This window comes from Lysinibacillus sp. 38-6, assembly GCF_046245175.1.
Lineage (GTDB): Bacteria > Bacillota > Bacilli > Bacillales_A > Planococcaceae > Lysinibacillus.
The window spans coordinates 483,535-504,114 of sequence record NZ_CP176417.1; the positions used below are offsets into that span (position 1 = coordinate 483,535).

Annotated in this window: 22 protein-coding genes; 17 read left to right on the forward strand and 5 right to left on the reverse strand. The window is 39.7% G+C overall.

What is annotated here, in order from left to right:
* Positions 1-7 precede the first annotated feature (7 nt).
* From ACKVEV_RS02565 to ACKVEV_RS02595, 7 genes are all read left to right on the forward strand, one after another.
* The gene (locus tag ACKVEV_RS02565; RefSeq protein WP_402923656.1) at positions 8-565 is read left to right on the forward strand and encodes a ReoY family proteolytic degradation factor; all 558 of its coding nucleotides are present in this window, start codon (positions 8-10) and stop codon (positions 563-565) included.
* Between the two features lie 150 nt (positions 566-715).
* Entirely contained in the window at positions 716-1,165 is a 450-nt protein-coding gene (locus ACKVEV_RS02570; protein ID WP_409368831.1) for a DUF2487 family protein, read from the forward strand.
* A gap of 155 nt (positions 1,166-1,320) precedes the next feature.
* Positions 1,321-1,824, forward strand: coding sequence for a ubiquinol-cytochrome c reductase iron-sulfur subunit (locus tag ACKVEV_RS02575; protein WP_409368832.1), 504 nt, complete (start codon positions 1,321-1,323; stop codon positions 1,822-1,824).
* 22 nt (positions 1,825-1,846) lie between these two features.
* Positions 1,847-2,521, forward strand: coding sequence for a menaquinol-cytochrome c reductase cytochrome b subunit (gene qcrB, locus ACKVEV_RS02580; RefSeq protein ID WP_024364262.1), 675 nt, complete (start codon positions 1,847-1,849; stop codon positions 2,519-2,521).
* 42 nt (positions 2,522-2,563) lie between these two features.
* Entirely contained in the window at positions 2,564-3,334 is a 771-nt protein-coding gene (locus tag ACKVEV_RS02585; protein ID WP_409368833.1) for a c-type cytochrome, read from the forward strand.
* Between the two features lie 234 nt (positions 3,335-3,568).
* Positions 3,569-4,165 (forward strand): DUF1405 domain-containing protein, encoded by a 597-nt coding sequence (locus ACKVEV_RS02590; protein WP_409368834.1) that lies wholly within the window; start codon positions 3,569-3,571, stop codon positions 4,163-4,165.
* Between the two features lie 60 nt (positions 4,166-4,225).
* The gene (locus tag ACKVEV_RS02595) at positions 4,226-4,900 is read left to right on the forward strand and encodes a zinc metallopeptidase (protein ID WP_409370484.1); all 675 of its coding nucleotides are present in this window, start codon (positions 4,226-4,228) and stop codon (positions 4,898-4,900) included.
* 197 nt (positions 4,901-5,097) lie between these two features.
* Here the strand turns inward: ACKVEV_RS02595 and ACKVEV_RS02600 are convergent, their stop codons facing one another.
* Positions 5,098-5,967 (reverse strand): YitT family protein, encoded by an 870-nt coding sequence (locus ACKVEV_RS02600; protein ID WP_402923646.1) that lies wholly within the window; start codon positions 5,965-5,967, stop codon positions 5,098-5,100.
* Between the two features lie 115 nt (positions 5,968-6,082).
* Here ACKVEV_RS02600 and ACKVEV_RS02605 point away from each other — a divergent pair, with 115 nt between their 5' ends.
* From ACKVEV_RS02605 to ACKVEV_RS02630, 6 genes are all read left to right on the forward strand, one after another.
* Complete coding sequence (locus ACKVEV_RS02605; RefSeq protein WP_024364257.1) at positions 6,083-6,418, forward strand: nucleotide pyrophosphohydrolase; 336 nt, start codon at positions 6,083-6,085, stop codon at positions 6,416-6,418.
* Positions 6,418-7,215: a 4-hydroxy-tetrahydrodipicolinate reductase gene (gene dapB / locus ACKVEV_RS02610; RefSeq protein ID WP_409368835.1), complete on the forward strand. Its 798-nt coding sequence runs from the start codon at positions 6,418-6,420 to the stop codon at positions 7,213-7,215. The genes ACKVEV_RS02605 and dapB overlap by 1 nt, the downstream gene beginning before the upstream one ends.
* An 18-nt stretch (positions 7,216-7,233) precedes the next feature.
* Positions 7,234-7,638 (forward strand): methylglyoxal synthase, encoded by a 405-nt coding sequence (mgsA, locus tag ACKVEV_RS02615; RefSeq protein WP_409368837.1) that lies wholly within the window; start codon positions 7,234-7,236, stop codon positions 7,636-7,638.
* A gap of 31 nt (positions 7,639-7,669) precedes the next feature.
* Positions 7,670-8,815 (forward strand): N-acetyl-alpha-D-glucosaminyl L-malate synthase BshA, encoded by a 1,146-nt coding sequence (bshA, locus tag ACKVEV_RS02620; RefSeq protein WP_409368838.1) that lies wholly within the window; start codon positions 7,670-7,672, stop codon positions 8,813-8,815.
* Positions 8,802-9,980, forward strand: a complete 1,179-nt coding sequence (locus ACKVEV_RS02625) for a CCA tRNA nucleotidyltransferase (protein WP_409368839.1) — start codon at positions 8,802-8,804, stop codon at positions 9,978-9,980. The genes bshA and ACKVEV_RS02625 overlap by 14 nt, the downstream gene beginning before the upstream one ends.
* A gap of 185 nt (positions 9,981-10,165) precedes the next feature.
* Positions 10,166-11,152: a biotin--[acetyl-CoA-carboxylase] ligase gene (locus ACKVEV_RS02630; RefSeq protein ID WP_409368841.1), complete on the forward strand. Its 987-nt coding sequence runs from the start codon at positions 10,166-10,168 to the stop codon at positions 11,150-11,152.
* Between the two features lie 113 nt (positions 11,153-11,265).
* Here the strand turns inward: ACKVEV_RS02630 and ACKVEV_RS02635 are convergent, their stop codons facing one another.
* The 3 genes from ACKVEV_RS02635 to ACKVEV_RS02645 are packed head-to-tail and all read right to left on the reverse strand — an operon-like array spanning position 11,266 to position 13,012.
* The gene (locus ACKVEV_RS02635; RefSeq protein WP_409368842.1) at positions 11,266-12,099 is read right to left on the reverse strand and encodes a DUF4097 family beta strand repeat-containing protein; all 834 of its coding nucleotides are present in this window, start codon (positions 12,097-12,099) and stop codon (positions 11,266-11,268) included.
* The gene (locus ACKVEV_RS02640; protein WP_409368843.1) at positions 12,100-12,699 is read right to left on the reverse strand and encodes a DUF1700 domain-containing protein; all 600 of its coding nucleotides are present in this window, start codon (positions 12,697-12,699) and stop codon (positions 12,100-12,102) included.
* Positions 12,692-13,012 (reverse strand): PadR family transcriptional regulator, encoded by a 321-nt coding sequence (locus ACKVEV_RS02645; RefSeq protein ID WP_409368845.1) that lies wholly within the window; start codon positions 13,010-13,012, stop codon positions 12,692-12,694. Before ACKVEV_RS02645 ends, ACKVEV_RS02640 begins: the two co-directional genes overlap by 8 nt.
* A 498-nt stretch (positions 13,013-13,510) precedes the next feature.
* Between ACKVEV_RS02645 and panB the strand changes: the two genes are divergently transcribed.
* The 4 genes from panB to dinG all read left to right on the forward strand — a co-directional run bounded on the left by panB (position 13,511) and on the right by dinG (position 18,594).
* Positions 13,511-14,347 (forward strand): 3-methyl-2-oxobutanoate hydroxymethyltransferase, encoded by an 837-nt coding sequence (gene panB / locus ACKVEV_RS02650; protein ID WP_409368846.1) that lies wholly within the window; start codon positions 13,511-13,513, stop codon positions 14,345-14,347.
* Positions 14,348-15,202, forward strand: a complete 855-nt coding sequence (gene panC, locus ACKVEV_RS02655; protein WP_409368848.1) for a pantoate--beta-alanine ligase — start codon at positions 14,348-14,350, stop codon at positions 15,200-15,202.
* 1 nt (position 15,203) lies between these two features.
* Positions 15,204-15,587: an aspartate 1-decarboxylase gene (gene panD / locus ACKVEV_RS02660; protein WP_409368849.1), complete on the forward strand. Its 384-nt coding sequence runs from the start codon at positions 15,204-15,206 to the stop codon at positions 15,585-15,587.
* A 235-nt stretch (positions 15,588-15,822) separates the two neighbouring features.
* Positions 15,823-18,594 (forward strand): ATP-dependent DNA helicase DinG, encoded by a 2,772-nt coding sequence (dinG, locus tag ACKVEV_RS02665; protein ID WP_409368850.1) that lies wholly within the window; start codon positions 15,823-15,825, stop codon positions 18,592-18,594.
* Between the two features lie 45 nt (positions 18,595-18,639).
* On the opposite strand, the gene ACKVEV_RS02670 is transcribed toward dinG, so the two are convergent.
* Positions 18,640-20,457 (reverse strand): diguanylate cyclase, encoded by a 1,818-nt coding sequence (locus ACKVEV_RS02670; protein ID WP_409368851.1) that lies wholly within the window; start codon positions 20,455-20,457, stop codon positions 18,640-18,642.
* Positions 20,458-20,580: the final 123 nt, after the last annotated feature.

Sequence of the window (20,580 nt, forward strand, 5' to 3'; positions counted from 1 at the left end):
AGTGGGTATGACTGCTTCTGTATCAGTTGTCGATAAAAAAGCATTTGTTCGCTGGTTTTTGAAAAATTACCAATTAAAACGTCGTGAGTGTGTATGGATTTTAAATTACTTATTGAGTAATGATGAGTTGTTAAAACGAATACGATTTGTAGAAGAAGCTCACTATTGTCCTAGAGCAATGGTGATGTCTACAGTTGACTCAACGGGTGTACCATTTCGTTTTTATAAAGGCAATGTGATGACAGCCGATGCTGAGAAATCTTTCCATGACTTACGTTTACATGAGCAAGAAGATATGTATATACAATTGAACTTCCCAAATATACCGCCAAGTGCACAATATTTAGCAGTTCTTGAAGAAAACCCTTATATGCCAGAAACATTAATTGTAAGTGAAAAGGATCGTTTGCTGGCAGAAGAATTGCTTTCCAATAGTTTACTCGTATTCCAAGAAGAAAAATTGCTCGCACAAATTGATGAAGCCCTCGATAAAGGCGATGAAGAACGATTTTACGAATTGTCTAATTTGTTACAAATTTTAAAAGAAACTGCCAATTTACAATAATCTCAAGTCCATTAAGCAAAATTTGAATGCCCTTTATCCACCTCAATATGGTAACATGACTAGTGAATGATTGTTTTCACTTTTTATTGGTTATCCTATTAAAGGGTGGAAAAGGGCATTTTACTTTTTGTAATAGTAGGGGGGTATAAGATGTATTTTAATGCAAACGATGTGACAGCGTTTCTAGCTCAGAAGGATTTTATTGATACGGCACTCATACCACTTGTAGGTATTAATTTTACTGCAGAAAAGTTAAAGCAAAGTGGCGCAGAAGCAGATTTTTTGTTATCGCTTACAGCTTTTATCGAACAACAGTTTAAAGGCCGCTTACTAGTAATGCCACCATTTTCGTATAGTACAACGTTGAAAGATGAAGAATTGCCAGCGCAATTAGAAACACAATTACATACTGCTGGTTTTAAGCATGTGTTCTTCATTACTTGTGACCATTTTTGGACAAATATTGGGGATATTGTAAATATTATTTGGTTACCAGCTATTCCACTAGAATCCATGGATAAGGGTGTGAAACATACCATTCTCGAAGATCAGTTACGTCAAGTAATACCTGTATTTTCGACCAAATGGTCACAAAATTAGCAATTTGTTTCAATAATTGTTCACATTCTCCAGGTTTCCACAGAATGCTATATTGACCAAGCTATGGAGTTGATATATCATAGATATGTCCTAGTATTACTATTTGTAAAAGTATGTCCGTTGGACTGACCTTTAAAGTTAGAGGGGGGAAAAGGATGAGTAACAATCGAGTTTCACGTCGTCAATTTCTAAGCTACACACTAACTGGTGTTGGCGGATTTATGGCGGCAGGTATGTTGATGCCAATGGTTCGTTTTGCAATTGACCCAGTTTTACAAAAGCATGAGGGTGGAGATTTTATCAAAACCGAACATAAAGTCGCTGACCTTACTGCAGAGCCAGTTAAAGTTGACTTCACTTATGAACAAGTTGACGCTTGGTACAAATCTAACGTTACAGACGTAGCTTGGGTTTACAAAGAAGGCGACAAAATAATTGCGCTATCACCTGTTTGTAAGCATTTAGGCTGTATGGTGGACTGGAATGGCGATTCAGCACACCCAAATCAATTCTTCTGTCCTTGTCATGCAGGGCGTTACGAGAAAAACGGGGCAAACATTGCAGGTACACCACCTCTAGGTCCGTTGGATGAATTTGAAGTACAAGAAAAAGATGGTTATTTAATGATTGGTCCAGCAAGAGCAAATACTCTAGTTTAATTTGTAAGGGGGTACGAATTCAGTGCTAAATAAAATTTATGATTGGGTCGATGAACGATTAGATATTACACCGATTTGGCGTGATATTGCCGACCACGAAGTGCCAGAGCACGTGAACCCTGCACACCATTTTTCAGCATTCGTTTACTGCTTCGGTGGATTAACATTTTTCATCACAGTAATTCAAATTCTTTCTGGTATGTTTTTAACAATGTACTATGTACCAGACGTCGTGAATGCTTGGAAATCAGTTTATTATTTACAAAACGAAGTAGCATTTGGTGAAATCGTACGCGGTATGCACCACTGGGGAGCTTCATTAGTAATTGTAATGATGTTCTTACATACGCTTCGTGTATTCTTCACAGGCTCTTATAAGAAACCTCGTGAATTAAACTGGATGGTTGGTGTAGGTATTTTTGGGGTAATGATGGGTCTTGGTTTCACAGGATACTTATTACCATGGGATATGAAAGCATTATTCGCTACAAAAGTAGGTATCGAAATTGCTGCATCTGTACCATTTATCGGTTCGATGATTAAAGTATTATTAGCGGGTGATAGTACTATTCTTGGTGCTCAAACGTTAACACGATTCTTTGCGATTCATGTATTCTTCTTGCCTGCAGTATTGTTTGGGTTACTTGCAGCACACTTTATCATGATTCGTCGTCAAGGAATTTCAGGGCCGTTGTAATAATTCTTGACGGTTCGATGATTTTTTAAAGGAGGGGACACTATGCATCGCGGAAAAGGAATGAAATTTGTCGGCGATTCTCGTATTAAAGCGAATCACAGAATGCCGAACGTTCCAAAGGATTATTCCGAATATCCAGGTAAAACTGAAGCTTTCTGGCCGAACTTCTTATTAAAAGAATGGATGGTAGGTGCTGTTTTCTTAATCGCTTATTTATTGTTAACAGTCGCTCACCCATCTCCACTTGAAGGGCCAGCTGATCCAACAAGAGCATATACGCCATTACCGGACTGGTACTTCTTATTCATGTACCAACTCTTAAAATACTCTTTTGCTTCCGGTCCATATAATATTATCGGAGCAATTGTCATTCCAGGTCTAGCATTTGGAGCGCTATTATTAATGCCATTTTTAGATAAGAGTCCAGAACGCCGTCCGTCTAAACGCCCGTTACCAACAGCGTTTATGTTATTAACATTGGCTGCTATGTTCTATTTAACTTGGGAGTCAGTTGTCAACCATGACTGGGAAGCTCAAAAAATTCAAGGTGCTATTATTGAAACTGTAGAGTTCGATAAAGGCTCAGAAGGTTACCAAATCTATGCTAATTCTGCATGTATTAACTGTCATGGAGAAGGCTTAGAAGGTGGTGCAGGTCCTACACTGATGAATACGGGCCTAACAGCTGATGAAATTATCGACATTGCACATAATGGTACACCAAGCGGTAAAATGCCAGCAGGTCTTTGGACAGGATCTGATGAAGATCTTCAAAAGCTTGCGGAGTTTATCGAAAGTTTAAAAGCTGAATAATGTTAAAAAGAGTCGGGAAACTGACTCTTTTTTTTCTAGCTTCTCGCAACATTTTGTGAATGATTACGATATACTGAACGAAAAAAATGATTGTGCATAGAAACGACGATTTGCAAGTTATGTATCTTGTTGTATCATAATAGAAAGACCATACAGGTTTAGTCGCCAATTAATACATAAAAATAAAGGGAAAAGACATCTTAGTATAGACGGATGGTAAAAGGAGTTTTTTTCATGCAAATAACACGTGCAAATATTTGGTTTCTCCTTACGCACAAAACATTTTTAATAGTATTGCTCCTTATCAACATATTAGGGACAATATATGGCTATTATTGGTACGGTTGGCAATTAGCGATGACGAAGCCGATTTTTTATATTTTTGTACCAGATAGTCCAACAGCTAGTTTGTTTTTCTGCTTTGTGCTATTTGCATGGATTATCGGGAAAAGATGGCCGTTAATGGAAGTGTTAGCATTAGTCACATTAGTTAAATACGGTATTTGGGCAGATGTGATGAATCTTTGGACATTAGTTGAAACGGGCTCTATTGGCTGGCAAGGCTGGATGCTTATTGGCTCGCATTTTGCGATGGCACTTCAAGGTGTCCTTTACATTGGCAAATATGTATTTTCCTATTGGCATGTCGCACTTGCAGCCGTTTGGACATTGCATAATGATGTTATAGACTATGTTTTTGGACAAATGCCAATGTATCGTGATTTAGCGGACTATACAAGTGCCATTGGTTATTTCACTTTCTGGTTATCAATTGCTTGTATTTTTCTCGCAATTTTCTCAATTAGGTGGCGCAAATATTTGCCCAATTAAAGAAATCTCTATAAAATTATAGTATCGAGTTAGAAAGGGGTTAGGAAATTGTCAACAGGCATGTATATTGTTTATTTTGCGATTATTATGCTACTGCCATTGTACGCACAGATGAAAGTAAAGGGTACGTATAATAAATTTGCAAAGGAACGTACCATGAAGGGACAAACTGGTGCTGAGGTAGCAAGGGCGATCTTAGATGCGAATGGCTTGTACGATGTACGAGTTGTACCAACACAAGGTGTGTTATCTGATCACTACAACCCTGCGACAAAGACGGTCGCATTATCAGAAAGTAACTTCTATGAGGCAAGCGTTGCAGGTGCTGCTGTTGCTGCCCACGAAGTAGGTCATGCTATTCAGCATAAAGAAGCTTATTCAATGTTAACTTTACGTAGTAAGCTTGTACCAGTTGCCAATATTTCATCAAACGCATCTTGGATTTTCGTGATGATTGGATTGTTTTCTGGTTTATCGAATATGTTATTACTAGGTATCGTTTTATTAGCAGCAGGTGTGGTATTCCAATTAGTAACATTACCGGTTGAGTTCGACGCATCGAAGCGTGCGCTTGTGCAAATGAATTCACTTGGTATTATTACGAATGAAGAGGAACGTCCAGCACGCAAAGTGTTAAGTGCCGCTGCGTTAACTTATGTAGCTGCTGCTGCAGTAGCTGTTTTAGAATTATTACGATTAATTTTAATCTTTACAAATATGCGTAATGACGACTAAGAAAAACTTGTTATAGTGGGTAGTCCACTATAACAAGTTTTTTCTTTTTCGTTAAAAAAAGTGCCAGGCACTCATCGGACTTCTGCTTCTTCCTGTGCTGAGCAAAATATGCCGCCGAAACGGACAATAACGGCACAGCAAAAAAGTGTTAGATTGACGGTCGCCAATCTAACACTTTCAATTTGTCTTTGACATCCTTAGTGTAAAGGTTGTTTTTGATCGTCCAGTGTGAAGCCTTCTCCAGCTACATCTCGAACTTCAGAAATCGACACGAAGGCATGCGGGTCCACCTCATGAATAATCGACTTTAAACGCACGACCTCATTGCGTCCTACAACGCAGTAAATCACTTCTTTTGCCTGTTTTGTAAAGTGTCCATGGCCTTCTAAAATTGTAACCCCTCGTTCCATGCGCAAGGAAATCATATCTGCAATGGCACTCGATTTTTCTGAAATAATAAGCGCGCCACGTCCTGCATAGGCACCGTCCTGCACAAAATCAATGACGCGTGCACCTACAAAGACAGCAACTAGCGTATACATCATAGAACGGGCATCTAAAAATGTTAGCCATGACAGTAAAATAACGATGGCATCGAAGATAAACATCGTTTTGCCCATACTCCAGCCTAGATATTTATGTCCAAGTCGTGCTAATATATCCACACCGCCTGTTGTACCACCGAAGCGGAACACAATGCCGAGCCCAAGCCCGACGAAAACACCGGCAAACAATGCTACTAGGAATAAATCATCCTCTAAATGGATGGTAAACTGATATTTCTGAAAAACTTTTAGAAAAATAGATACTGAAATTGTGCCAATTAATGTGTAAATAAAAGACTTTTTGCCAAGTAAGCGCCAACCTAAAATAAACATTGGAATATTCAATAGTAAATTTAGTAATGCGGGGTCCCAACCTAGTGTAAAATAGAGAATAAGGGTAATCCCACTAAAACCACCTTCACCGAGTTGATTTTGCATATTAAAATGAACAAAACCAAAGCTATAAATGGCAGCTCCGAGCATGATTGCGATAATATTGCGAATTTTAATCTGTTTAAACATAAGACCTCCTGTGTTCCTAACTATGAAGTAGTGGATTCTATTATCTGTTATTTTATTGTTTTTGACAACATTGGTGTAAATTTTATACGATGGTAAAATAGGAGTGTGATATTGGATGACAGAACAGATAACGATGCAAGCCTTGCAAAAACGTGTCGATGATTATATCGGGCAATTTAAGGAAGGGTATTTCCCACCATTTGAACTACTCGCACGTTTAACGGAGGAGCTTGGAGAATTGTCGCGCGAAGTACAGGACGTTTACGGTCAGAAAAAGAAAAAAAGCACCGAAGAGACGAATAGTATTGAAGAAGAATTAGGCGACTTTTTCTTTGTTTTAGTATGCTTTGCCAATGCTCAAGGGATAAAATTAGATGAGGCGCTTTTACGTGTCATACATAAATTTGAAACGAGAGATAAGGATCGCTGGACAAGAAAGGAAGAGGAATAATGTCGATTCGTGTAGCCATTGCAGGGCCAAGAGGAAAAATGGGAGCAGAAGCTGTACATACAGTGATGAAACATGCCAAAATGGAGTTAGTAGCTGTACTAGATTATAAAGAAGTTGGCCATACACTAGCTGATTTAGAAATGTTCCCAGCAAGCTATACAGCACCAATCTTTACAGATATGCAGGAGCTAGTCGAAGCAACGGCACCTGACGTCTTAGTTGATTTAACGAATCCACATGCAGTTTACCATCATACAAAAGAAGCTTTAAATTTAAATGTAAGACCTGTGATCGGTACAACGGGTTTTACAGATGCCCAACTCGATGAACTATCAGCACTTGCGAATGAGAAGCAGTTAGGCTGCATTATTGCACCAAACTTTGCCATTGGGGCAATTCTAATGATGAAATTTGCAAAGGAAGCAGCAAAATACTTACCAGATGTTGAAATTATTGAAATGCACCATGACCAAAAACTAGATGCGCCATCTGGTACCGGTGTAAAAACAGCACAATTGATTCAAGAGGTGCGCGCACAAAAATCGCAAGGTCATCCACAAGAAAAAGAAACGCTTGAAGGAGCAAGAGGGGCTGATTTTGACGGCATGCGAATCCATTCTGTTCGCTTACCTGGTCTCGTGGCACACCAGCAAGTATTGTTTGGAGGAGACGGCCAATTGTTAACAATCCGTCATGATTCATTAAATCGGAACTCCTTTATGTCTGGCGTTGCATTTTGTGTAGAAGAAGTTATGAAAATGGATCAACTTGTTTATGGTTTAGAAAACATCATCTAAAGAATGGATGGAAAATTTATGAAAATCGCACTAATTGCACATGATCGTAAAAAAGATAATTTAGTACAGTTTGCTATCGCGTACCGTAATATTTTAAATGAGCATACCCTCTATGCTACGGGTACAACAGGACAACGTGTGATAGAAGCAACAGGTTTAGAAGTTACTCGTTTCCGCTCAGGCCCACTTGGCGGGGACCAACAAATTGGCGCTATGATCGCTAATAATGATATGGACATGGTCATTTTCTTCCGTGATCCATTAACAGCACAACCACATGAGCCAGATGTTTCTGCACTTATCCGTCTTTGTGATGTTTACCAAGTGCCACTGGCAACAAATATGGGAACTGCAGAAATATTACTAAAGGGCCTACAAGAGGGCTTTGTGGATTGGAGACTGATTCAAGAACGACGAAACTAAAAGACGTGATTTAAGAAAGGATGATCATCGAATGAGAAAGCTAAAAATCGGCATTACCTGTTATCCAACAGTTGGAGGCTCTGGTGTGATTGCAACAGAATTAGGAAAAATGCTTGCAGAGAGAGGACATGAAATTCATTTCATCACCTCAAGCGTACCATTTCGATTGAATAAAATTTATCCGACCGTCTTTTTCCATGAAGTAGAAGTGAACAATTATTCAGTATTTCAGTATTCGCCATATGATATTGCATTAGCGAGTAAAATGGCGGACGTGATTAAAGATGAAGGGTTAGACGTGCTACATGTACATTACGCCATCCCACATGCCGTATGTGCTGTGCTAGCCCGAGAAATGAGTGGGCAAAATATTGGCATCGTGACAACACTGCATGGTACGGATATATCCGTGCTTGGTCAGGATTCAACACTTTCACAAGCCATCAAATACGGCATTAATAAATCTGATATTGTCACTGCCGTATCGGAGTCATTGAAAGAACAAACCTACGAATTAATTGATACAGAAAAACCAATTGAAACAATCTATAACTTCGTGGATGAGCGTGAATATCGTCCTTTAGATCCTGGTAACTTAAAGGAGCAGTTTGGCATTCAAGAAGATGAAAAAGTAATTATTCATGTTTCAAACTTCCGTAAAATTAAAAACCTCCCTCATATTGTCGAAGCGTTTATGAAGATTCGGGCCAATATGAAGGCGAAGCTATTGTTAGTAGGTGATGGACCTGAAAAGCATCGTGTAATGGATCAAGTAAAGGGTAGTCCTTATGCGAAGGACGTTCTATTTTTGGGTAAGCAAGAAAATTTAGCTGAATTGTATGCGATTAGTGACTTAAAGCTTTTACTATCGCAGCAGGAATCTTTTGGACTTGTCTTGTTAGAAGCAATGGCTTGTGGTGTGCCATGTATCGGTTCAACCGTTGGTGGAATACCAGAAGTCATTGAACATGGTGTAGATGGCTTTTTAGTGGAATTAGGCGATACGGATGCTGTAGCGGACTATGCTGTTCAATTATTGAGCGATGAAGATAAATTACAACGTTTCCGTGAAGCAGCGATGCGAGCTGTAAGTGAAAAATTCCACTCATCGAAAATTGTCGAGCAATATGAACAGCTGTATGAAAAGGTAGCGGAAAAAAATCATGCAAAACAATAAAGAATGGCAGGCGGCCTTCTCGGTAATTGAACAATTAGAGGAGGCTGGCTTTGAGGCAGTTGTCGTTGGTGGTGCAGTAAGAGATGCGATATTAAATCGTCCTGCCCATGATGTAGACGTCGCGACAAATGCTTTGCCACAAGAAGTGAAAGCGGTTTTTGAGCGTACAGTTGATATTGGCATTCAGCATGGTACAGTATTAGTGATTGTACCAGATGGACCAGTAGAGGTAACAACTTATCGCACAGATGGTGAATATACCGATCATCGCAGACCAGAAGAAGTCCATTTTGTCCGTTCTCTTCAAGAAGATTTGCGGCGCCGTGACTTTACGATGAATGCCATTGCAATGCGTCGGGACGGCTCCTATGTAGATTATTATAATGGTCGCAAAGATATTGAGGCGGGTGTTATTCGAGCAGTAGGAGAGGCAAATGTGCGTTTTGCAGAAGATGCGTTGCGTATGCTAAGAGCTGTGCGTTTTTCAGCGCAACTTGGCTTTACAATTGAAGCTTCGACATTACAGGCAATACAGGAGAAGGCTTCGGATATAGCTTGGGTTGCCAAAGAGCGCATTAAGGCAGAACTTGATAAGCTATGGATAGGAAAAGATGTTTATAATGGCTTGAAAAAGCTTGAGGAAAGTGGTCTAGTGAACTCTTTGCAAGGAGATTTCCTAGCTGAACATTGGCGTGGCTTTACTGTTCAAAATCCAACTGGCGGATGGGCATTTTTTGCACGAATACAGGGAGCGCATTGGCAGGAAGTGTTGCGTAGCTATCGTTTATCGAATAAGGAAATGGCGTTTGTGAAAGCTGTTTTAAGTGCCTTCCAGGCGTTACAAAATGGTTGGACGAATATGGACTATTTTACGTATTCACTTGAGGAGCTTGAAACAGCACACTACTTTGCTCAATTGAAACAACCGTTTAACATGTCTCCACAGAGCATTGGGGAGGCAAAGGCAAGATTACCAATACAACAGCGTCAGGATCTAATTGTTAATGGCTTGGATTTACTACAATGGTCTGGACAAAAAAAGGGCCCATGGTTAAAAGACGCCTTGCAACAAATTTTAACAGCTGTTGTTAACGGGGAACTTGCAAATGAGCGAAACGACATAAAAAATTGGTTTGAGCAACAGTATTCTACAATGGATGAATAACTGATAATACAGCAAGTGACAACAAGTGACCATTGAAAATATGTCATGATAAAGTCACTTGCTTTATCATTTCATTGCAATGTGGGTGCCAAACTTAACATTTTTTATACATAAACACCAAAGATATTTTGCAAAAAAGAGGCCAAATTTGAAGTGAAGAAAAATACTAAAGGATTGGTTTGAGTATGAGTATGTCAATGAAGGATGAAATATTAAAAAGATTATTAGCAGCTAACGGTGAAGCGGTTTCAGGTCAAGATTTGGCAGATTCACTAGGAGTATCACGTACAGCAATTTGGAAACATATGCAGACGTTGCAAGAAGAAGGTTACACTTTTGAAACCGTCAAGAAAAAAGGTTATGTGTTGACTGGTGTACCGAACAGCCTAAGTCCAACACAACTAGCATTATTTTTAAACACGGAGCGTTTAGGGCGCGAAGTTCACTATTTTGATGTGGTGGATTCCACGCAAACAATTGCACATAAGCTCGCACAAGAAGGCGCCCCAGATGGAACAATTGTAATAGGTGAAGAACAAACCGCGGGCCGTGGTCGCATGTCTAGACCGTGGGAATCGGCCAAAGGTACAGGTATTTGGATGACAATTATTTTACGACCAGACGTTTCACCACAACAAGCATCCTCCTTTACGCTTGTCGTAGCCGTTGCCGTTACAATGGCGATTAAATCTTTATATCCACATGTAGAACCTGCAATCAAATGGCCGAACGATTTACTAATTCGCGGCAAAAAATGCACCGGCATTTTAACAGAAATGCAGGCGGAGGCAGATGTTGTACAAGCATTACTCGTTGGCATTGGTATCAATGCCAACCAGCTAGAAGATGACTTCTCGCCAGACATTGCCAATATTGCTACATCGCTACGTATAGCGGCAGGGGAGGAAATCAACCGTGCTGCACTTGTCGCAACAATATTACAATATGTCGAGCAGTTTACGGAACTTTTCGTTCAAGATGGCTTCGCTAGTATAAAAGAGTTATGGGAGCAAATGTCTTGTACAATAGGACAACGTATCGAGGTGACAACTATCAAAGAACGCTTTGAAGGCATTGCGAGCGGTATTACAGATGAAGGTGTCTTACAGCTTACACAAAGCGATGGTACGATACGGACGATCTATTCTGGAGACATTAAAATTTTATCCTAACGAAGGGCTAGGCCATCTTGCAGATAGTGGCCCCTGTTCACAACGCAGACTGTACTGTGCGAAAAAAAGTGTTAGATTGATTATGATCAATCTAACACTTTTTCACTTTGTCTTTATTTTAGAGATAATTCTAAATCTCCATGTAATAGAGAAACGTTTAGCTGATTGTCTCCTTCATGTATTTGTGACGTTTTGCCGCCATGATCTTCATCATTGACAGTAACCTCACCGAAGCTTGTTTTTAATTCATAACCGATACCGCTTTTTTTATTTTTTAAGTTCAACGAAGTATCTCCAAAGCTAGATGTAATATCGGATTGCCCGTTTAGTGTCCCATCGATGTCAATATCTCCATGTTCGCTCTCCACAACAAAACCATTACTAAACAACTGTGCAACGGTTAAATCACCGAATGATTGAATAATTTCTGTTTGCTCGCCCATGCTATTTTTTAGTAAAATATCGCCGTAGTCACCAGTAAGACTTAATTGCTTGTATTGAAGCCCTTTAAGAATGGTATCGCCGAAATTACTGTCAATGATAATCGACGTTAAATTTGCCTCTTTTGGCACTGTAATTTTGATAGAAGGTGTTGCCATCGTACCAAGACCAAGCGATATGCCGGATTTTCGTTTGCTTTTCGTTTCAACTGTCAATGTCCCATCTTTCAAGCTATAAGTGACGTCTGTATTTTTCAAAACGTTTGTTTCGAATGAATAACTATCTGACTGAATGATTTCAACATCTCCATAGTCATTATGAATGCGCACGTCAGTAAATGCGTCAAGTGTATAAGCATGATGATCGAGCCCATTTTTAGCTGGCACAGTGAAGGCACTACCCTCTTGTACGATAGACCATCTGCCTCCAGAAGAAAAACCAATGACGGCAAGTAAAATACCTAAAGTAATAATAGTTAATGCGATGAGCTTATGTCGCGAAGTCATTTAAAAACCCCCATTATGCTTTTTTGTGATTTTATGAAATAAACTTGCCAATACTTCCACGCAAACAACAGCAATTTTCTTTATTAAACGGACGACGATTGGGAAAAGTAAAATGCCCGATCCAGTGACAATTAAACCCATTCCCATAAACAGTAATGCTGTTGGCCAGTGCTCCGTTAAGACGAAAATACCTCCAATAAGTGCGGCAACACCGCCTACAAAGATACTCACTACTGTTGCCACAATTGCAATGACAAAACTAAAAATAACAGCTCCAACCGATATAATGAGTGCTACTGCTACTGCAAGTAATGGTAAAGATAATGGAGCCGACAATATCGCCAAAATAATAAGCCAGATAGCGGTCATATTTTTCTTTGTTGAATCGGTTGTGCCTTCTAAATCCTTTATAGCGAAGTCCGCCAATATTTGTGAAGCAACAACAGAGGGGGAGCCTAGTTGTTGAATGACTTGTTGCTCATTTTCAACGCCTGCTTCATCAAAATATTCTTCGTAATAGACAAGCGCTTCATTTAGCTCATGCGCTGGAAGACGCCGTAATTTCCCTCGTAGCTTTTTTAAATAGCTTACTCTATCCATCTAATTTCCCTCCTAAAAGTACACAGTCAACTTTTTGCTTATACATTTGCCATTCCTGTAATAGCTCAAGCAAGCGAACACGCCCTTGCTCAGTAATTTGATAATACCGTCGATTTCTCCCTTGATAGGGCAGGTCATAGGTTGTTAGGCAGTTTGCTTTTTGTAAGCGGCGTAAAACCGGGTACAGCGTTGATTCGGATATATCCATCACCGACTGAACTTGCTGTGTTAAGGAGTAGCCGTATGCATCCTCTTTATCGACAATCGCGAGCACACAAGCATCGAGTAATGCGGAGCCAAGCTGAAATGTCATCTTTCCACCTCACATTCAATTACCTATACAAGGTTTTATATTATATGCTGTATAGTATGTGGATAGTATATGACGTATAGTATGCATTTGTCAAATTTTATTAAATTTTTAATCTAAATTCCATTTGCGTAAAAAAACAGAGGGTTGTTGCGAGAAAAAATATATTTGAAGATATATAGGAATCTGTTATAGTAGTGCTGAAGGGCAGTATCCTTAGTGAACGGCACCTTCAAAAGCGTTAAACCAATCACAACATATCTGCCTTGATCTTTTATAGACAGGGACGGAAGAAAACGATGCGTTCACATAACTTGATTTACTGGAAAAGAACGAACCGTATGCATGCTGCTTGCGGCAAGTTTTGTTCTGCGTAAATAAAGTAAGTGCCTCATGCACAATGAGGTGAAATGGTACTGAACGAACTCATGACCTTTCTGTCCAATTTTAGGAATAGGAAGGTCTTTTTGTTTTCTTTCTTTTAAAAAAGGAGGACTACACATGAAGACCACATCAGATTTTGTAAAAATGAAAGCAGCTGGAGAAAAAATCGTTATGTTAACTGCTTACGATTACCCTTCAGCAACTTTTGCTGAGGAAGCGGGCGTCGATATGATTCTCGTTGGTGATTCGTTAGGAATGGTTGTACTAGGCTATTCCTCTACAATGCCAGTGACCGTAGCAGATATGGTACATCACGCTAAAGCTGTACGACGCGGTGCAAAAAATACGTTTGTTATTGTCGATATGCCATTTGGCTCTTATCAAGGGGATATCAATGACACGTTAAAAACAGCTGTTTCGATGATGCAGGAAACGGGTGCTGATGCGCTTAAAGTAGAGGGGGCAGGCGAAGTACTACCAGTGATTCGTAAATTAACAGCTGCTGGTATTCCAGTCGTTGCGCACCTAGGCTTGCAACCTCAATTAGCAGGTGTACTTGGGGGGTATAAGGTACAAGGTAAGACGGCCGAGCAGGCTAAACAATTGATTGAAGATGCCAAACAATGTGAAGCTGCTGGGGCTTGTGCAGTTGTATTAGAATGCATCCCACATCAGCTAACGGAGCTAGTATCGGCTGCTTTAATGATTCCGACAGTTGGCATTGGGGCTGGCATTGAGGCAGATGGACAAGTATTAGTTTTCCATGACATGCTGAGCTACGGTTCACATCATGTACCAAAATTTGTGGAACGGTTTGCCGATATGGGCAGTGAAGCAAGCAGCGGTATTGCTAATTTTGTAAAGGCCGTGAAAGTGGGCACATTCCCAACGCTCAACCATTCCTTTACGATGAAAGTTGAAGCGCTGGACCAGTTATACGGAGGCGTTAAATAAATGAAAGTCATCACAACAATCAAAGCACTAACGGCAGAAATTCAAGCAGCAAAGCTAGCACAAAAAACAATTGGCTTAGTGCCAACGATGGGCTATTTGCATGAAGGTCATTTAACATTAGCAGCACAAGCTCGCGCAGAAAATGATCTTGTCGTTATGAGTATTTTCGTTAATCCGACGCAATTTGGTCCTAATGAGGATTTTGAAAGTTATCCTCGCGATTTGGCACGAGACACGGCACTTGCCGAATCTGCAGGGGTAGATATTGTCTTTGCACCGAGTGTTGAAGAAATCTATCCGCATGATGGTGGTATTCGCATTCGTGCAGGGGAGCAAGCTACACTGCTATGCGGAGCAAGCCGTCCAGGGCATTTTGATGGTGTTTTACAAGTAGTGTCAATTTTATTCCATTTAACACAGCCAAGTCGTGCGTATTTCGGGCAAAAAGATGCGCAGCAAGCGGCACTCATCGCTACGATGGTTCGCGATTATCATTTCCCTTTAGAACTGCGTGTCGTGCCGATTGTACGTGAGGAAGATGGCTTAGCGAAATCTTCGCGCAATGTCTACTTGAGCGAGGCGGATCGAAGGGAAGCACCGGCAATTTTTGAGGCATTACAACTTGCTCGCGATAGTTTTTTAGCGAATGGTGATGCAACTGCAGCTCTGGCAAAAGCACAGGCGCACATCACTGCACGGACACATGGCAAAATTGACTATATTGAATTATTGGCTTATCCAGACTTACTGCCAGTAACAGCTAAAACAGAGCAAGTTCTTTTGGCAGCTGCTGTCTACATCGGTCAAACGCGTTTAATCGATAATTGCATCTTTAATGTGAAAGAAGGAAAATAATATGTTACGAATGATGATGAATAGTAAAATTCACCGTGCCACTGTCACAGAAGCGGATTTAAATTATGTAGGATCTATCACAATCGATGAAGATATTTTAGATGCAGTTGGTATGCTACCAAATGAAAAGGTGCATATCGTCAATAATAATAATGGTGCACGCTTTGAAACGTATATTATTGCAGGTGAGCGTGGATCCGGCGTTATTTGCGTCAATGGCGCAGCAGCACGTCTTGTACAACGAGGAGATATCGTTATCATTATGTCTTATGTCTATGTAGATCATGCGGAGGCAAAAGAGCATAAACCGACTGTTGCGATAATGGGAGAAGGCAATACAATAAAAGAAATGATTGCCTACGAACCCGAAGCAACCGTCTATTAAAAGGTGCCAGTCACTCACACAATTCTAAAACAATTCTGAAAATTTGTAGTGAAAATCCACGAAGCTTTTTAGGGAACTTACATTGTGCCCATAGAAAGCGACGTGGATTTTTGTTTGAGTGCCAGTCACTCACACAATTCTCACACAATTTGGGATTGAAATGGCGCAAGGATGACCAGATAGATGATTGTATGATAAAATTCATCTATCTAATGTGAACTGTGAGTTGAGATGTATGATGGAAAGTCAAAAATATGCAATTGTTGATTTGGAGACGACAGGTCATTCACCAGCAAATGGTGACCGCATGATTCAAATTGCCATTGTCATAATGAAGGATTGGAAAATTGAGCGCACCTATACAAAGTTTATACATCCTGGTAAATCGATACCGTCCTTTATTCAAGATTTAACGCATATAACGGATGAGGATGTTAAAGATGCTTTGCCTTTCGAAGCACATGCGGACTACATATATGAATTAATTGCCGATTGTGTTTTTGTCGCGCATAATACTGATTTTGACTTATCCTTTTTACAAGCAGAGTTTAAACGAGCGGGATTACCAAAATGGCAAGGTAAGAAAATGGATACGGTCGAGCTTGCAAAAATTTTATTTCCAATGTCCCTTAGCTTCAAGCTAGGTGATTTAGCAGCGGACTTAAATATTGAACTGGAAAATGCCCATAGAGCAGATGATGATGCACGCGCTACAGCTGAGCTGTTTAAACGGAGTTGGCAAGAGCTTCTTCGACTTCCGCAGCTGACGCTTGAGCAAATGCATAAACGCTCATTCCGATTGAAATCTAATTTATCACAGCTTTTCTTTGAAGCATTACAACTAAAACGTCATCAAAGTAAAGCAGATGAAAATATTACGTACTATCGCAATTTTGCCATTTGTGATGGTCGTCCAAAACAGGTGGTAAAACCAGAGTTAGCCCCTTATCCTGTAATGGCAAAAGACAAAGAAGCAATGATGGCAAAGGCTATGCCAAACTTTGAACAACGACCAGCTCAATTTGCCATGATGGATACGATTTGGCAAGCTTTAAATGACAAAGAAGAATGTGTCATTGAAGCTTCAACAGGGATAGGTAAAACGGTCGGCTACCTATTACCGGTTATTTTATATGCAAGGGCACACAATAAAAAAATCGCGATTAGTACGTACACAGCACATCTACAAGAGCAGCTTGTAGAAGAGGAACTACCGAAAATCGAAAAAATTTTGGAGACAAAAGTAAATATTGCTGTCCTTAAAGGTATGCATCATTATATTGACCTTGCACGTTTTGAGCAATGCATGGCCTATGCGGATGAATCATATGACGATACTTTTACCATTTTACAATTGCTTGTATGGCTAACAAAAACCCACACGGGCGTGTTAAGCGAACTCAATGTTTCCGGTGGAGGACAGCTATTTTTGGATAAAATCCGCAAAATGCCCGATGAAAAGCCGACAAAAGGTTTTGATTTCTACGAGCAAGCGTTAAAAAATAGTGCAACGGCAGATTGTATTGTCACGAATCACTCAATGGTCATTAGTGATTTAGTTCGTCAGACGCCCATTTTTACGCAAATCGATGGTTGGATCATTGATGAAGCACACCAAATGATTCAAGCAGCTATGCAACAGGATGAAACCGTGTTTTCCTATACACAATGGAAATACATCTTTGGTCAACTTGGTACAATGGAGGAAACAGCACTCTTCCAGCAATTTAGTCAGGCTGCGAAGAAGAAACAACGTATTCCAATGCATAGCTTGCAGCAACTCGACAAACAATTTATACGGCTACAGCGAGTGTTCGATGAAACAATCCAGCGTGTCGTACAAAAAGTGCAACACCAGATTAAAGGTAAACAGACAAGTAGCAAGTGTACGCTATTTATAGAGGATGTAGCTCTGGCAAAAGAGCCGCTCTTGCAAGTCAGCAAACTACTACAGCAATGGCTGGATCTCGCAATGGAAGCGGCCAAAGCTTTCGAAAATAATCTTGAGCAGTTAGATAAAAATGAAGTCTTTATTTTATCGGAATGGCATTATTGGATTCGTGAAATGAAGTTGAAAATTGCGGAATGGGAGGATATTTTCCTATTACCACAAGAGGATAATTCAGTATGGTTTGAGTTTGATTTACGCAGTCTTCCAGGCAGTCTTCATGTCTACAAAAAGCCGGTCAATGTCACGCCAATTATTGAAAAAGTCATTGCGCCACTGCGCAAACAAGCAAGTATCGTGTGGACTTCAGGAACATTATCCGTCCCTGGCAATGAGCGCTTTATAACACGACAGCTCGGTATTTCGGATAAGGTGCAGGTCATGCAGCTACAGGCACCTTCGTCCTACTATGCAGGAGCCAAGGCATATATCGTAACGGATATGCCAGACATTCAACAAGTGACGCAAGCGGAATATATTGAAGCAGTGGCACATGCCATTACACGTACGGTACGCATGACGGAAGGGCGCTGCTTTGTGCTCTTTACCGCGCAAGATATGCTACGAAAAACAGTGGAGCTAATACAAGATAGTGAGCTACTGGATGACTATATGCTATTTGCACAAGGTGTGACAGGCGGTAGTCGCATGCGCATTCTGAAATCATTTCAAAAATTTAACCAAGCTGTATTATTCGGTACAAATAGCTTCTGGGAAGGTGTCGATGTTCCAGGGGACGCCCTTTCTTCTGTCATTGTTGTTCGATTACCATTCTCTTCACCAGAGGAGCCCGTATTTAAAGCGCGCGCTAAACATCTTACAATGCAAGGGCGTAACTCATTTACGGAGCTATCTTTACCGGAAGCCATTATGCGCTTTAAGCAAGGTTTTGGCCGATTAATCCGTTCATCGCAAGATAAGGGCGCATTTATCGTCCTAGATCGCCGGATTAGCACAAAATCATATGGGAAAGAGTTTATTCATGCCTTACCACCAATTGATGTAAAAAAATTACAATTGCCGGAATTACTAAAGGAATTAAGTAATTGGCAAAAATAAAGACAATCCCTTTTAGCCATAAGCTAGAAGGGATTTTTTAAGTCGTTATTTAAATACCATTGCCTGATAAGGATAGTTATTCATCTCTTGTGTTACATAGGCAACACAGTTTCGTCCTTGATTTTTCGCTTGATACAATGCTTGATCACATCTTGTTAGCAATGACGTGACATTATCACCTTGATGATAAGCCGTCACGCCAAAGCTACTCGTTTTTCGTTGAACGATAGGGAACGTATATTGTTCTAGTCGATGGCGTAGCGTTTCAGCCAGTTGGATGGCTTCCTGTAAAGTCGTTTCAGGACAAATGACCAAAAATTCCTCACCACCCCATCTGCCGACAGTATCTTTTGCTCTAATGGAATGTTTGAATAAACTCGCCGCATTGACTAAGACAAGATCGCCAACTTGATGACCAAACTCATCATTTACTGCTTTGAAATAATCAATATCGAGTAAGATAATGGAAAGAGGTACTGCATGGTGTTGTGCTTGTGTAACAGCTTCTTCCAATACATAATCTAAACGCACACGATTCGGTATTTGCGTTAATTTATCGGTATTTGCAATATTTTCAAGCTCCCGTTTTGCTTTTTCCAACTCTTGTGTTCGTTCTTGCACTTTCTGTTCCAGCGTTTCCGTTAACATTTGCTGCATTTCTTGATGTTCTTTTTTTATGAGATTAATTTTATCGCCAAGTGCTAATGATAAAAAAATCGCCTCAAAAGTAGCACCAATAGCAGGTACATCTTCAAAAATGCGTGGATGGAAAGGTACGATTCCTAAAAAGGCCAATGCTTGGACAATTACAGAACCTAGTAAAACCGTCCAACCCACTAAATAAAAACGAGCCATTTTTTGTCCCTTTAACCAAACAAGGAGTCCACATAACCATAAAAATGACAGCAGGGCTACTGCAAAAATGGTTGTAAAATTATTGACAATGGCAACATTTGGGATGATGAATACGGATGCCAGTGATAAAATAGCTATCCATAATAAGCCTCTCGCAATGCGATGAAATATAGGTAAATATTTTTTTAGCTCCAGAAACTCAGTAGAAAAAAGAATCATAAAAATAAGTAATAAATTACCACCTATAACGAGCGAGCGCAGAAAGAACCATTCAGGTAAAAAATGACCTGCGATTTCGATATCTAAAGAGTTCATCGTTGCTTGATAGAAAATAAAACTACACATATATAAGACATAATAAAAATAAGCTTTTTCTTTTAAAGAAAAAAATAAAAATAAATTATAAATTAATAAAGCGAACATAAAGCCATAAAAAATACCGGTAAAAAATTTATAAGATATGGTTTTTTGTATAAAGCTATCTGTAGTAGATAAATAGGAAATTAAACTGATTGGAAGCACGCCATCTAATTTCACATAAATATCTTTAATAGAAGGATCTGTAATGGTAAATAAATTAGATCGATAGCGGATATTTTGCTCTTTTACATGAGAAATCCCACTTTTTTGCACAGTATATGAACCATCATCTTTTACTAAAAACATTTCAATAGCATCTAGCTTATCTACGGATTCAAACCAATAAGTTGCTTGTTTATCTGGGATGATGTCATCAGCATGCAGTCTTAGCCAAATCGTATCTTTCGTATGCCAGAAAAACAAATAATTTGCTGTACTTTTTTCAAAAGATTGGTCATATTGACCTGATAAAATATCTTCAATCGTAATGGATTTTGAAGAATCGTGAAAAATATCATAATATTTTCCTAAAATAATCGGTTGTGAGGGTTCGGTAGCATGACTAGTCAAAGGGAAAAGCAATTGCATACCGAAACATACAATCATGGCACTGAAGATGATAATGTTTTTGACAATGTTATCTTTCATAGTTTTCTTTCGCCTGCTCTCCATTGAATGAACGTAAAATACTTGAATACATAGGGAATTCGTACCTTAAGAAGAGGATTACTTAAGTAATATACCATATTCTTTCCATTGTTATTTGAATTT